The organism is Fructilactobacillus sp. X8R4C1, assembly GCF_059900905.1.
In genome coordinates, this window is the sequence record NZ_JBWXVJ010000001.1 from 423,092 (window position 1) to 437,457 (window position 14,366).

At 38.0% G+C, this 14,366-nt stretch carries 12 protein-coding genes and 1 pseudogene; 9 read left to right on the forward strand and 4 right to left on the reverse strand.

Annotation, left to right across the window (positions count from 1 at the left end; translation table 11 throughout):
- Positions 1 to 29: 29 nt before the first annotated feature.
- Together AC6UDA_RS02025 and map are read right to left on the reverse strand one after the other, a co-directional pair.
- On the reverse strand, positions 30 to 632 hold the full coding sequence (locus tag AC6UDA_RS02025; protein WP_500695299.1) for a matrixin family metalloprotease: 603 nt from the start codon (positions 630 to 632) through the stop codon (positions 30 to 32).
- A gap of 127 nt (positions 633 to 759) precedes the next feature.
- Positions 760 to 1,560 carry a type I methionyl aminopeptidase gene (gene map / locus AC6UDA_RS02030; protein WP_500695297.1) on the reverse strand — a complete coding sequence of 267 codons (801 nt, stop codon included), beginning with the start codon at positions 1,558 to 1,560 and terminating at the stop codon, positions 760 to 762.
- A gap of 351 nt (positions 1,561 to 1,911) precedes the next feature.
- Here map and AC6UDA_RS02035 point away from each other — a divergent pair, with 351 nt between their 5' ends.
- From AC6UDA_RS02035 to AC6UDA_RS02075, 9 genes and pseudogenes are all read left to right on the forward strand, one after another.
- Positions 1,912 to 2,730 (forward strand): hypothetical protein, encoded by an 819-nt coding sequence (locus AC6UDA_RS02035; RefSeq protein WP_500710740.1) that lies wholly within the window; start codon positions 1,912 to 1,914, stop codon positions 2,728 to 2,730.
- 18 nt (positions 2,731 to 2,748) lie between these two features.
- Positions 2,749 to 3,780, forward strand: coding sequence for a WxL protein host-binding domain-containing protein (locus tag AC6UDA_RS02040; protein WP_500710742.1), 1,032 nt, complete (start codon positions 2,749 to 2,751; stop codon positions 3,778 to 3,780).
- Positions 3,781 to 3,805: 25 nt separating this feature from the next.
- Positions 3,806 to 6,799 (forward strand): pectate lyase-like adhesive domain-containing protein, encoded by a 2,994-nt coding sequence (locus AC6UDA_RS02045; protein WP_500710744.1) that lies wholly within the window; start codon positions 3,806 to 3,808, stop codon positions 6,797 to 6,799.
- An 85-nt stretch (positions 6,800 to 6,884) separates the two neighbouring features.
- Positions 6,885 to 7,931, forward strand: coding sequence for a WxL protein host-binding domain-containing protein (locus tag AC6UDA_RS02050; RefSeq protein WP_500710746.1), 1,047 nt, complete (start codon positions 6,885 to 6,887; stop codon positions 7,929 to 7,931).
- Positions 7,932 to 8,065: 134 nt separating this feature from the next.
- Positions 8,066 to 8,872 (forward strand): alpha/beta hydrolase, encoded by an 807-nt coding sequence (locus AC6UDA_RS02055; protein WP_500710748.1) that lies wholly within the window; start codon positions 8,066 to 8,068, stop codon positions 8,870 to 8,872.
- A 122-nt stretch (positions 8,873 to 8,994) separates the two neighbouring features.
- On the forward strand, positions 8,995 to 9,591 hold the full coding sequence (locus AC6UDA_RS02060) for a hypothetical protein (RefSeq protein ID WP_500710750.1): 597 nt from the start codon (positions 8,995 to 8,997) through the stop codon (positions 9,589 to 9,591).
- 5 nt (positions 9,592 to 9,596) lie between these two features.
- Entirely contained in the window at positions 9,597 to 9,959 is a 363-nt protein-coding gene (locus AC6UDA_RS02065; RefSeq protein ID WP_500710752.1) for a hypothetical protein, read from the forward strand.
- Positions 9,960 to 10,430: a protein-export chaperone SecB gene (locus AC6UDA_RS02070; protein ID WP_500710754.1), complete on the forward strand. Its 471-nt coding sequence runs from the start codon at positions 9,960 to 9,962 to the stop codon at positions 10,428 to 10,430.
- Positions 10,431 to 10,710: 280 nt separating this feature from the next.
- Positions 10,711 to 12,076: pseudogene (locus AC6UDA_RS02075) on the forward strand (IS3 family transposase).
- A gap of 64 nt (positions 12,077 to 12,140) precedes the next feature.
- Here the strand turns inward: AC6UDA_RS02075 and AC6UDA_RS02080 are convergent.
- Both AC6UDA_RS02080 and AC6UDA_RS02085 read right to left on the reverse strand, forming a co-directional pair.
- The gene (locus AC6UDA_RS02080) at positions 12,141 to 12,308 is read right to left on the reverse strand and encodes a hypothetical protein (protein ID WP_010022596.1); all 168 of its coding nucleotides are present in this window, start codon (positions 12,306 to 12,308) and stop codon (positions 12,141 to 12,143) included.
- Between the two features lie 38 nt (positions 12,309 to 12,346).
- Positions 12,347 to 14,275 carry a M13 family metallopeptidase gene (locus tag AC6UDA_RS02085; RefSeq protein ID WP_500710756.1) on the reverse strand — a complete coding sequence of 643 codons (1,929 nt, stop codon included), beginning with the start codon at positions 14,273 to 14,275 and terminating at the stop codon, positions 12,347 to 12,349.
- Between the last annotated feature and the right edge of the window lie 91 nt (positions 14,276 to 14,366).

Sequence of the window (14,366 nt, forward strand, 5' to 3'; positions counted from 1 at the left end):
TCATAAAGTAGCATCCCTTTAAAATTGTTTTATTTTTCATTGTACAGGTTTTTTAAACCATGAATGTCACTAAGACCAATCTGATTAGGATCAAGTGAATTATAGTAGGTGTCATTTGGGAACATGATACTTTCTTGAGCGTGATTGTGCTTAAGTCCCATTGCATGACCAAATTCGTGTTCGGTTGTTAGTAGTTGCTGCTTGTAAGTGTATTCCATGTTGCTCATTACCCGCGGATTGAGCGTGATTTTGGCACCTGACTGATAAGTGTGATTTTTAACGTTGACGGTTTTAGTGAGATTTAAAGTAACTCCAGCGTACCGATTGCCCTTCCAGAATCCAGTATTACTATTGGTAGTACCAATGGTTGTCGGAACTTTGGTTTTGGAACGAATCCAGGTAAAAGCATGCGTTTTATTCCAGTTTCTGGCAGCTTGTTCAATGATAGTTTGGTACGATTTGGGAGTCCCTCTCCGAATATAGTATTTGGCGGTGGGGTGTTCATAACGAAAACCAATGTTAGGGTCAACTTTCTGATCAGCTTCAGTGGTCGAGCTCGTGAGAGAACTAAAGGCAATCATTGAAACTAATAATACCATTAGGGTTCCCACAATTTTGATTGATTTTTTCATTTTTGGTCCACCTTTCATCCCTGATTTAGTCTGAAACAAATCCATATTAGCATAGCGAAACAGAATGGAGAACAAAAAAGAAATGGGTCCGAAACTCTTAATGATTTCGGATCCATTTTCATTACTTTTATTTTTTGAACATGTATTTAGCGTCAGCAACGTGATCCTGAGAAGTGAGAATTTTAGGACCATCTTCGGTGATTGCTAAGGTGTGTTCGTATTGAGCTGAGTATGAACCATCTTGGCTAACGTAATAGGTCCAATCGTCTTTTTTATCATAGTCATCTTTGATTTTCCAAGTACCGAGGTTAACCATTGGTTCAATGGTAATGGTCATGCCCGGTCTGAGACGCATTCCATGACCGGCAACCCCATAAGCTGGAACAGCTGGATCCTCATGAATGGAAGGCTGGATGCCATGTCCAATTAATTCTCGGACATCACCCATATGGTTTTCGTCTTCAACGTAGTGTTGAATGGCAGCACCAATGTCTCCAATTCGATTACCAACTTGAGCTTGGTCAATGCCAAGGTAAAGTCCCTTTTTTGTAACTTCCATGAGTTTCTTGATCTTAGGTGAGACTTCACCAACCGCGTATGACCAGCAGGAGTCACTTTCAAAACCATCTTTATTGACACACATGTCAACTTTGACAATGTCGCCTTCCTTTAATTTTAAGCCCCGACGCGGGATTCCATGGGCAACTTCATTGTTGATTGAGATGCAAGTCCCGTAGTTATATCCGTCAAAGCCCTTCTCTGATGGAGTAGCCCCGTGGTCGGTAATGTACTTGTCAGCGAATTCTTCAATTTCCCAAGTATCGACACCCGGCTTAATGATTTTTTTCAAACCATTGTGGACACCGGCTAGCACTGCACCAGACTCGGCCATTTTTTTAATTTCACGATCCGATTTTAAAGTAATCAAGTGAATATCTCCTTTTATTAGTTGGATAAATTGTTTTTTCTTCCATAATTAAAATTAAATAAAGCATAAAAATGATTTTTAATTACCAAGTTTAGTTAAAATCTCACACCTCTAATATATCACTACTGGGCCTATTATTTCTAATCATAAATTAACCGACGTCTTTGTGAAAGAACATCACATTTATTTTTATAAAATTTAAAGATTGATGGGGATCGTGTTACAATATCAATTAATTAAGTGATAAATTAATAATTATTCTAAAATATGAAGCAAGATATCTGGTTTAGTTAACAAGTTGTTGTTAAAGAAGATTACTTTTTATTCTTTGAGATAAAAGAGGCGACGAGTTTGGTAGCAAAAGTTAAATATGTAGGGCTTTTTCTATGCAGCATGGTTTTGTTAGTGTGCCTATTTTCCAGAGTTGTAAGAGCCGATGGGTTAGTTGATTACTCCCAAAATAATGATACCAACGTGGGCCTAAACGTGCAGGGAAGATTTAATGTTCCAATCATCAATCCCTTTACCCCAAGTGAAAATTCCAACATTGGTGCTAATGGAGCGGCTGGTGAGAATAATGATCAAGATGCCGTCGATTATGTCCCCAAAGATTTAACCTTTCAGGCTCTCAGTGACCCACATTTTGCGGATAATCCGTTAACTTCAAGTGGCTCTAGCACGTCTAAAGATGGAAGTCAGAATAACTTTGTGTTTGTCCAAGTTCATGACTTTGGTGATACCGGACCAATGGAGTTAAAGGCCACGCTTGAAGCCGATGGGAATGGAAACGGGTTTGTTAACGGTGATGGAGATGCCCTTCCCGGAGCGTACATTGAATTAAAGAATACCCGACTGTTTCAATATGACATTGGGGATGCTGTGTACAATAATATCTCACAACCAGCGTCACCAGACAACATTGGAACTACCACCATTACGACTGATGCAGATGCTCCGGTAATGTTGTCGAATACTAATAATGGCCCCGCTGATCAGTCAATGACTCCGGTTGGTTCGTTTGGCGTGTATGAATTAGCGTGGACGTTAGGAGATTTCCGCCTGGAAGTTCCGTTTAATAGTAGTAGTTTTACTGGCTATGATAAAGTCCCTAGTCAAGATAATGAATACAACGGCACAATTGATTGGAATTATGCTCCTCAGGTTCACTAAACAGTTAGGACCCTAATTATGAAAAAGTTCGTTAAATCACTATTAATCACGCTGATTGCTTTATTTATGGTGGTAGTCTTGGCCACTTTGACGACTTCGGCTGCTAGTATGAGCAGTACGGCCCCAATCCAGGTCAAGATTGATGACAATTATCATGTATCACATGATAATTCATACTACCAGATTATAACTAACCAAGCACGTGATTATCCAATTGCTTTCTCGTTAACTAACTTAAGTAAAACCAACGCTTGTCAGATTAGCACCCGAGTTGATTCTGCGTCCACATCATCTAAGTTGGCGTTATTTTTTAATAATAATCAAAGTCAGTTTCGTGGATTACCCGTTAACATGCGCCAAGTGGTCTCATTTAATGAGTTAAGTGATCGTGATTTTCAGTTAGCTCCCAGGCAAACTCGGATCGTGAAGATGTCCCTCAACTTAAATAATGATAAGTTTCGCGACTTTAATGGCGAAATTCTTGGCGCAGTGACTTTTACACAAGATGCGCCGGCAGTTAAAGGTGAGATTAATAATCAATTTTCTTACACCATCCCGATTGAGGTTAGAAAAGGGAAACCGCAAGGTAGTGAGATTGAGGCAACCAAAAACGATCTCAAGAAGGATGCCGTCAAGCATGCAATGTTTACTTTTGGACTAGTAAATAAAAAACCGGCCATGTTAGATGACGTGAAGGCTAATGCAACGTTGAAGAACGTGACGCTGAACCGAATTATGACGAGTACCGACGAGATTAGAAGGGGTCAGATAGCCCCCAACAGTGAATTTGCGATCAAACAACCACTAAATAAACAATTATTGCCCGGTAGGTACGTTGCCACCGTTAATCTCAGTGGTAAGAATTCAGTTAATGAATCACCTAGTCACGTTAAATTACAAAGGGAATTTATCGTTAGTCCGGTTGACTACATCAGGACATTTTCAGATCGAACACTCTTGATTATGATCGGAATTATAGTTGCGTTAGGCCTGATTGTCGCAATTTTGGCATCTCTAGTAATATTTAATCATCGAAAACACAAGGTGTAAGCCTTAAATCAGGGAGGAATGAACGGTGAAAAAGGATAAATGGATCCAACGAGTAATTCTCGGTGGAGTGACCATATTATTTATAGTGGCTTGTACGATCCTATTCTTATATACAACGAGTTCAAATCGTTCTGCTTCAGTAAAGGCCGAAAGTAATCCTCAAACAGCTAGTTCATCAGATAGTCATGTTCATTCTGCTAGTCAAAGTAGTTCGTTTAAAAGGACAAGTTCAACTAGTAATAATCCAGATCAGGCGTCATCTGGAAACGACCAGAAGACAAAAACCTTAAGTAACCATGATATGGACCAAAAGAATGGTAAGTACACACAATTAATGCAAGAAAGTCAGAATGACGAAAGTGATTTTAAGGCGGGTAAGTACGTGCCAGCCACCAAGTTGTCGGCTACGCAAATTAAAACGGCTGATTTATCGACTGTCTCGGTGGGCGACTGGAGTAGTTTTGTTGCGGCCATCCAGAATTCAAACGTCGATCATATTTTAATTGCAAATGATTTTGCCGCTCCTGATACCGGAATGCGACAGGTCCAGGCTGCTTCTCGTCTAAGTGGCAATCTGGTGGTCGACGGACAAGTTACCGCTTCTAATAGTAATCCGGACGATCAACACGTTAATGGTCCAACGGTTGATTTAGGCGGTAATAGTTTTGATTGGCATGGAAATAATAGAAGCAATTCGAATGGGACATCCCAGTTTCCAGACGTTCAGGTTAACAACTTGAACGTGTATGGTGGTAATTATTATGGTATGTTTTGTGATAGCAACGGTGGAATTCATGGTGATGTACAAACTTACACCAATTATTCGTATACTGGTTCCCAACCGTTTGTTAACTATGGTGGATTAGACGTTTTAAAGGGCCAAATCCGGTTGAACCAGGTTAATCGGTATTCAGCGATGGGGCGAACTAATACTAATATTTCCTTTGGTGGTCAACAACTGATGGAAGCATGTGCATTGTGGATTGCCGACAGTAATGACAGTTCCAATCCAACTAACGTTAAAACCACCAGTAATAACAATTCTTCTCTTCCTAATTTTGAAATTGGTGACTGGGGAGACGAACGATGGGATCAGCGGATTCAAAATGTTCCCACTAATCCTAATACTGGTCAACCCTTTAATCTGGGTCAGATTGCGATTGGTAACAATGTCAATGTCGATATGGATGCGACCGCTAAAAACTCAGTTGGTGGTGGTAATAGCAACAGTTCAGGTCAAACTTCTGGATTTGATCTGGGGCGTGGAAATAACCAAAATGACTTTAGTATTGGTAATTACTCCAAGGTTAATATTGATATGACGCCTGGTCATACGGCCATCACTTCTTATAATCGAGCAAATAGTAGTGCTCAATCTGGAATTAATATTGGGAGTTCAACCCTAACGGTCAATAGTAATCATGGTTACGGAAGCCCAGCAACTAATCGTCCAGGCATATTTGCTAACGGTGACATTACCTTTGCTCCTAATCAGGTTGCTGAACTTGACCCAGGTTCTGATCAACAGCCAACCTTAAACATTGATAAAAATGTTCAAAATAATGATTCAAGAATGGCAATTCAGTCGCTAACTGGGAACGTTGATTTACGTAAACTGGGGTATGGCGATCTGCGGATGAGTAATTATAGTCATCCGGTTAATGAACCAATTATTTCGGTTAATCGCGGTCGTACAACCGGGAGCGGACAAATTGAGTTTGGTGCTAATCAACCATTCTCAGCTTGGAACTTAATTAATTCTGATAATGACGGTTCGCCTCAGTGGAGTTGGGAACAATCACCGGCTAGTGGCTGGTCGTATCCAAATGATACCTTTCAACCCACTTCGTTTGATCCATATCAATATTCTCGTTTAAAGGTGGGGACTTCCCAGTCCGAAGGTAACCTGCAGTTTGACCATTCCTTAAATGATGCAAGGGATTCGAAGTACTCGTACCAGATTGACGGAACCGTCACGGATGACAACGGTGCTCCTTATGCAAATGCGTATGTTAGTTTAACTGGTGATCCGAATATCCAACCCAATGTTGGCAACAACGATAGTATCCCAAATGATGGTTACGCCTTTGGATATCCAATGTTTCAACCCAAAGCTCCTGATAATATTTCCAAAAGGGAGTACGTCGCTAAGACTGATTCTACCGGGCACTTCAAGTATACGTTGCCTAAAAAGAACGGACAGCAAACCTACCTGACTGCGAACGAAACCATTACGGCTTTTGCCGCTGGATATAATGATTCCAGTTGGTTTTACACGAAGGAGACCCCAGAACCAGTTGATGGTGTTAATAACCCTGGGGTGATTAATCCATATCAACCGCAAACACAGGATGACAATGGCTTTCCACAAAATGTCGATCCGGGTGACCAAGTTGCGGGAGCTAACAACCCTGCTGACAATAATGATCCGGCAATGTTAAGACTCGATGCAGTTCCGCAAAGCATGCAATTTAACATGAACGGTGGGAATGCGTCACCGATTAATGGGCATTTGGCGGTTCCAATTTCTGAGCAGGGGACCTCGTTAGCTTACAATCCAAATAGTTCTGATCCGGGAATCTTTACCCAGTTTACTAATTCTGCTGGTAGCGAAATAAATGATGACGGTTGGAACTTATCGGTTACGGCTACAGCAAATGATAATCAAGGAAACCTGTTAAATGATGCATCGTTACTTTTGGGTGGGTCCCCACTTGGTGATGGTTTTCTCCAAGAATTAAGTACCCCAAGTGGCATGGGACTTACGCAGTGGAATAAAACGGGAAACAATCTTTCCGACCTCATTAACTTTAATGGACAGGAAACCCCGATTGTCTCAAGTAATGATGTGAGTTTAGATAATTCAACCTATCAGACATTTTGGAATTTGGATAACATTAAATTGAACCTAGATGAAGAAGTTTTAAGGGATAATAAAGCGGGTCTTGGTGGCAATTCACAGAACTCTAGTGGAACGCTGACTTGGAACTTGTCTCACGGTCCTTCTGAGGGCGACTAATGATTAAGACGATGATAATTTAAGAATTGTTGTCGTCTTTTGTGCGTAATGAATGATTAAACTTGGAAATTGGAGTGGCGTTATAATGAAAGTAGTTCAAAGATTAATGGTGATGATGGTTGCACTCGGTGCTTTTGTTCTTTTCTTCTTACTTGGAAGTATTTTTACCCAGGCCGATACACAAAATCAGGTCCCACTGGAAGTTCTTCCTCAGATAAAAGATGTGAAAGGCCAACAAAAAAGGGCTGATTATTTCGATATTAAGGCAACTCCTGGGATGAAACAACAGCTAAAAATCCAGTTGATTAACCGAAGCACTAACATGCCATTAAAGGTTAAATTGGGAGTTAATCCCGCTACTACTTCTGGAGCTCCTACGATTAGTTACGCTAATAAAGAGAAAACTAATAACCGTCAATTTCCGATTGAGAAGTTGGTAACTTTTGCTAAAACTTCCGATCAGTCGGTTTCACTTCAACCGCAACAAAAACAAACCGTTGTTTTAAATCTAAATGTTCCAAGTGGAAGGCGATTTCAAGACTTCAAGGGAACAATTCTTGGTGGCCTTTACGTTGTCGAAGATAATGGCAACCAGTCGTCATCACCAGTCAATTCACTGTATTCATATTCGGTTGGAATTCAGTTAAAACACGGAAAACAACCTGCTAACATCAAAATGAATGGAATTAAGATGCTGAATGCTAGTAATCCTAATTTGATGGAAGTCAAGTTATCAAATGACAGGGCGGCGGTGCTTGGAAAAACCAAGATTAAGACTGACGTTACACCGATTAACAGTATGAATGCTTTAGACTCACATACAACTTTTGATGCCGTAATCGCGCCTAATAGTTCGTTTAATTACCTGGTTCCTAAGTCCGCTAACCAATTACCGAACGGACGCTATTTGCTTCACTTAAAAATTATTTCTAATGATCCTCAATTTAAGGGAACTAAGGTCTGGAACTTTACGCGTGGGTTTACTGTCAATAACCCAATTTCAGCGACTCATTCAATAAATAAAGCGGTTTCAAAGAGCATCTTCTGGTTGGTTATGTTAATATTGTTGTTGGGTATCATTGGTATCTGTCTTTATTTCTTTTTTGCCGGAAGAAAACAAGATGAGCTATAAATCTAATAAGACTATGTTTCATACACAATTGTGTATTATTATTTGGAAACCGGTGCTTGCGTGTTCCGGATTTTTTGTGCGGGATTTTTGTGTCACTGGGATTCCTAATTTATGAACAAAGGAAGAGTGATTTTTTGGAAAAAGCAGCAAAGAAAAACATTTTTTTATTTGCGATTGGAATTGCCATTGTTGTAGCTGGTTTTCTTTTTATTGAATTTGGGATCAACGTTGATGGTGTAAAGCGTGGCGAACACACCCCCATTTTATTTGTATCAGACCTAAATAAAACTTCCAAGGCTGCTAATCACCTTACGGTTACTTCTAGTCGTGAGGGCGGCGAGTATGCCATGAAGATTAACGTTTATCCGGACGGTAAGATTTATTACCATCCTAACGGAAATGTACACGCTAAGTATCCGATTATCAAGGTCAACTTTACCGACAATACTGCTTCAACGGTAATTCAGGCGAAGTGGCTGAATGAGATTCTCGTTCATTTAAATCATAAGTACCATTATCAACAATATAATGCTTTAGGATTTGGTTCTGGGAGTCTAACGATTTATCAGAACGCCGTGGCATATGGTCAAGAATCGAATCATATGCGACTGACCAAGTTCATATCAATTGGTGGACCATACAAGGGCATCATGCCGGTAACTGATGTTATGAACCATCGCTACCCGAAAGTTAGTGAATTAAAGGATGCTTCTAAGAGTTTTCCGAAAGGTGTGAGTGTCCTCAACGTTTACGGACAATTGAACAAGACAAATAAATCTGACGGACGAGTTACTACTTCGTCTGCTCGTGAATTAAGAAAGCTTGTCCCGGGCTCTGACTATCAGGAAATTAAAGTAAGCGGAAGATCAGGTCAACACAGTAAGTTATTAAACAATCAGATGGCTTCAAGAATTATTGAAAGATTCCTGTTCGCTGAATAAAAATTAGAAAAGGAGAACACATGAATTTGTGATCTCGCTTTTGTACTTTTTTATAAAAAAGTAACTTTTATGGTAATACAAAGTAAGGAGAATGTTACATTTGTGCAGTAAAGGGAGTAAAAGTGAAAGATTATAAGTATTATCATGGAACTTCATATCAAAGCGCATGTATCATAAAAGAAGAGAAATTTAAAATTTCTAATACGGTTGGTTCTCTAGGACGTGGTGCTTATGCATTTGCAGAATCAGAAAAAAATGCTGAAAGGTTCGCCAGACATCAATGTTTATATGGACATTATAAGAAAGGAAAAAATAAAAGTACAGATGATGTTTTTAAGACAGAATTATCAGTTATTAGTTTTAATATAAATAATTTTGAAAATGTTATAGATTTTAGTGACCCATATATACAAGAGTATTTTGATAAATTTATTCAAGAAAAATGGAAAGATATACAAAGTTATGACATGTATAAAAGGAAAGGTAATTTAGGGAAAGCTAAAAAATTAGATGGGGTTATTGTAGATGCTTTCGTAAAATATGTGCGTTATGATTTGAATCATGATGTTTGGGGAGTATTGGCACCAACTCGTAATATTCTAAATGAACATGCGGTTCCTAAAACACAAATTCCTAATTCTACTGAATTGTGCATAAAAGATAATAAACTGGTTAATTATGATACAATGACGATAGATTTGATACAGGATAGGAGTTGATTTTTATGAAATTTAATGTTTCTGTTGAAGAATTTGGCAAAATGCTAAAAAGTGATGCTTCGAATAAGATTCTTGATCAAGTAATGCATGAATATGGTTTTAAGAAAAAAAGTGTATCCAATATACCTAATTCTTTTATTAAAATATCAACAAAAAATGATTATTTTACTAATAGTGAATCTAATCTTTTTAGTTCCGAAGATTTTAATGGAATTATGAAGAATTTTTCATTAAATAAAAAAAATATCGTAAAGGAACATGTTCATTATTCAAATGAAACTAAATTAGAACATGCAGAAAAAGGGTACAATACTATTTCTAACTCTAACTATTTTAGTAATAAAAATAAATACGAGGGAGCCGCATAATTGAATTCTTCTATGTCAATGCAATTTAAGAATTATTTAGTTGAAAATGTTGAATATTTTAAAAATCCGAAATTCATTCCCCCAAAGAATAAAAATATTACTGTAGAAAATAAATTTCACTCTACGGTTTTGTTTCCTAAAAAAGGTTCTAATTCTAATAAGGGCATGGTAAATATTAAGGTACAAGCTGGAGATTTAGATATTGAGACAGCTCCATTTAGATTGAAAGCTAGTGTAACTGGATATTTTGAATTTTATTTTGATGAGAAATCTTCAAAAAATGATAATAGTGATGAAATAAAAAGAATGCTTGCATTAAATGGTAATGCAATTCTTTTCCCCTATGTTAGAGATATTCTTTCTCACCTGACACTTGATTCGAATGAGTTTCCTGCTTATATCTTACCAACTTTGAATTTTGTAAAAATATTGGAAGAAAAAGAAGAAATAGAATTTAAAGAATTGAATTAATTTTGTAAATATGTAATTAAAAATAAGTATATTAGTAAACTTAATATTTAAATCAAAGAATTTAATAATATGTTATATACAAGGGAATCAAAAAAGATTTGAAAATGTAATGAAACAAAATGATTTTAGAACATCTTTATTCCATAGAATATTTATATCTAAGAATGACTCAAACAATAAACTTGTATTGAAATATTTAAACTAAAAAAGCGAGCACACATTGTGTGCTTGATATGAACCCCTTAAGTTGGACAAAAAATTCAACTTAAGGGGTTTTATTATGACAAAATACAGTTACGAATTAAAAGTAGAAATTGTTAAGCAATATCTTAATGGAGACAGCTCACTCAAACTATGTCGAAAATATGGGATAGGATCATGTAGCTTGGTGCTTAATTGGGTAGATAGGTTTAAACGGTATGGAGCCAAAGGATTGACCGTTCGGTCAACCCCAAGAAAATATAGTAGCTCTGACAAGCAAAACATATTAAACTGGATGAAACTAAACTGTGCCAGTTATCCCGAAACAGCGTTACATTTTGATATCACTTCACCCTCAGTAATTCATCAATGGCAACGCTCGTTTGAATGCGATGGGATTTCTGGCTTAGATAAACAACCAGGGAGACCAATTATGAAACATAAGAAAAAAACTAATCAGCATAATGTCATAGAAGAATATCAAGAAATGAAACGGCTTAAAGACGAAAATATGATGTTAAAGATCCAAAATGAATACTTAAAAAAATTGAATGCCTTAGATCAAGACGAACAGCCCGACAAAAAGCACAAATAATTAATGAGCTAAGGCAGCAATTCTAAGTCAGCTTAACGTTGATTTTAAAAGCTGTTCAGATGTCACGAAGTACTTACTACTATTCGACGAAGTCGAATCAAAGTCAAAAGTTTGAGAGTCCGATTAAAAGAACTATCACGCAAATTAAACAATGTCACCCAAACTATGGTTATCGGCGAGTAACGTTAGCCTTAAAGAATTTAGGCCATCAAATTAATCATAAACGTGTGTTACGCTTAATGAATGAACTTGGCTTATTATCAACGGCGTTTACCAAGAAAAAACGAAAATATAATTCTTATAAAGGAAATGTTGGTCAAACTTGTAAGAATAAATTAAACCGAAGGTTTTTAACGGACAGACCTTATCAAAAATTGGTAACTGATACTACGGAATTACGTTATGGATCGAAGTCCATGTCAGAACGTCTTTATTTAAATCCGGTCTTAGATTTATTTTCGGGTGAGGTACTTTCATATAAATTGTCAGAACATTCAGACCTTAATTCAGTTCTTTTATCGGTAGACCAAGCTTTTAAAAGATTACCAAAATTAAACTACCGAACTACCATTCATACCGATCAAGGTTGTCATTATCAACATCAAAAATTCATTAATTTAGTTAAAAAAGCCACGTTATCAAGAGCATGTCACGAAAAGCAACTTGTCTTGATAACGCAGCTATGGAATCATTTTTCCATATTTTAAAAGCGGAAATGACCCAGTCATACAGAACTAAAGCAGAACTTTCCCAAGCCGTTAGGGCTTGGATTAATTATTACAATAATGATCGGATTAAAGAAAAACTAGGTGGCTTATCTCCGGTTCAATATCGGAAACAAGCCACCTAGAAAAAATTATATAATGTGTCCAACTTTATGGGTTCACATCAACTCGCTTTTTCTATTTACTTAATTAAAGTTGGTTAACGACACCTTTTTCAACGGCACGGCTTAATGCTTGAAGTTCGTTAATCTTTGATTCAATGAGGTATTGACCCTTAACTTCACTCTTGTCTTTAGCATCTTGTAATTGTTGGTCTAAGAATTGAATTTGTTTATCGATATAATCAGTAAGTTTCATATTATACACTCCCATCTGTTCTATTTTTCACTTACATCCTACCAGATTTGAACTCGTTTATCAGGTTTTAAGTACATCTGATCTTTGGCGGTTACGTCAAAAGTTGTGTAAAAGTCATCAAGATTCTTAACTTGAACGGATGCCCGAAGTGGGGCAGGTGCATGCACGTCAATTGATAGTAATAGATTCTGGTATTCTGGGGTGGCTTTCATCCGCCAAATCCGACCCCAGTTGGTAAAGAACTGGTATAAGTCAGTGTCATCACCATTTTTAGCGGCTTCTTCAGCACAGCTAAGACCACCCGCATCAGCGATATTCTCTGAGACGGTCAGTTTACCGTTAACTTTACCACCCGCAAATGGAATGCCGTTGAATTCGTCAATCATTTTCTGGGCTAACTTGGAGAAGTGTTCGTGATCGGACTTGGTCCACCAATTATTCAGGTTACCATACTGGTCGAATAAAGAACCATTATTGTCAAAGGCGTGTGAAATTTCATGAGCCATAACCGCTCCGATTCCGCCATAATTAGCGCTTTCGGGTTGATCTAAACTGTAAAATGGTGCTTGTAGGATGGCAGCCGGGAAGACAATGATGTTTTTAAAGGGATGATAGTAAGCATTCACGGTGTTGGCACTCATTTCCCAACGTTCTCGTTCCACTGGTTTGTTCCACTTTGAGAATTCGTCTTGGTTGGCAATTTTTTCAAAGTTAAGTAGGTTACTTAAAACCGTGCCACCATCTTTTTCCTCGGTAACGTGAAATTTCTTGTAAAGCGGATCTAGTTCATCAGGATATCCGACTTGAACTCCAAGGGTAGAAAGCTTTTTAGTTGCCATCTTCTTAGTGTCGTCGCTTAACCATTGGTTGTTTGAAAGTCGGTTTTTATATACGTCGATCATACTATCAACCATTTGATGAACGTCAGCTTTGGCTTTTTCACCAAAGTATTTTTTACCGTAGTAGTCACCAACCACTTGATCAAAAGTTCCTGATGCAAGGTAGTAGGCGGCCTTCTTTTTATTAGTGGCTTCCTTCTTGCCTGAGAGCGATCTACTATAGGTCCCACCAACTACCCGGAATTTGTCTGAGAGAGCGCCACTGTACCCATTAAGTGTCTTCACAAGCATCCAGTCCTTCATAAGCTGGAAGTGAGATGAAGTTAAAAGTTCGGAAAGATTACTAAAGAATTGGGGTTCGGTGACGATGATCTTTTCAGGAAGGGTACCCACTAATTGGTTAATGGCTTCCTTTAGGTTCAAGGCATTGGTTGACCGAGCTAATTCGTCGGTACTTTCTGGGTTGTACATTTTACTGTAGTCAGCAGCTTCTTCAGCTGACTTGACGTTTGGGGCGATTAAGCGATCAAATTCAACCGCATTTTCAACGATCTTTTGACTGTCGTTCTCACTATATCCAGCCATTTCAAATAACTTGGTGGTCATTTGAATGAAGATTGGCATTAAGGTTTTGGCCGCTTCATTATCTTTTTCGTAGTAAGTTTTATCTGGCATAAAAAGGGAAGGTCCACTCGCAAAGAGGGCGTTCACTTTCGCATTCTTCATGTCAGGATCAAGTCCCAATGAAAATGGGGTTGGGAGTCCAGAAAGGATCCAATCGGGGAGCTGATTGTTTAAATCATTGTAATTTTCCAGATTACTGATTCGGTCAAGGACTGGCTTTAAAGGCTTAACACCATCTTCATCACGCTTTTTGAAGTTATTAGTCATGTTATAGAACTTTTTGTATTCTTCGAGTTCGGGGGTTTTAGCAGGTAACTTTCCACTTGATAGGTCGGCTGAATCCTTCATTAAGGTCTTGTCGATATCATCAACTAGATCCATGAAACCACCGGTTGACGAGTGATCAGACGGAATGGTTGCTTGTTTAATCCATGCTCCATTAATGGCGTCATAGAAGTCGGTTTTTAGTTCCGACTTATCAATTGGAAATTCTTTGTTAGTCATAGTCATTGTCCTTTCGAATTTTTTCTCATAATTAAATGGTATCAAAAAAGTCCCATGAATGTTGTTCATGAGACTCATTTTTTTCGATTAT

What these genes read in the sequence shown, in the direction of transcription:
- AC6UDA_RS02025 (WP_500695299.1), bottom strand. Translation starts at nt 632, where the DNA reads ATGAAAAAATCAATCAAAATTGTGGGAACCCTAATGGTATTATTAGTT.
- AC6UDA_RS02065 (WP_500710752.1), top strand. Translation starts at nt 9,597, where the DNA reads ATGAAATTTAATGTTTCTGTTGAAGAATTTGGCAAAATGCTAAAAAGT.
- AC6UDA_RS02050 (WP_500710746.1), top strand. Translation starts at nt 6,885, where the DNA reads ATGAAAGTAGTTCAAAGATTAATGGTGATGATGGTTGCACTCGGTGCT.
- AC6UDA_RS02040 (WP_500710742.1), top strand. Translation starts at nt 2,749, where the DNA reads ATGAAAAAGTTCGTTAAATCACTATTAATCACGCTGATTGCTTTATTT.
- AC6UDA_RS02085 (WP_500710756.1), bottom strand. Translation starts at nt 14,275, where the DNA reads ATGACTAACAAAGAATTTCCAATTGATAAGTCGGAACTAAAAACCGAC.
- AC6UDA_RS02080 (WP_010022596.1), bottom strand. Translation starts at nt 12,308, where the DNA reads ATGAAACTTACTGATTATATCGATAAACAAATTCAATTCTTAGACCAA.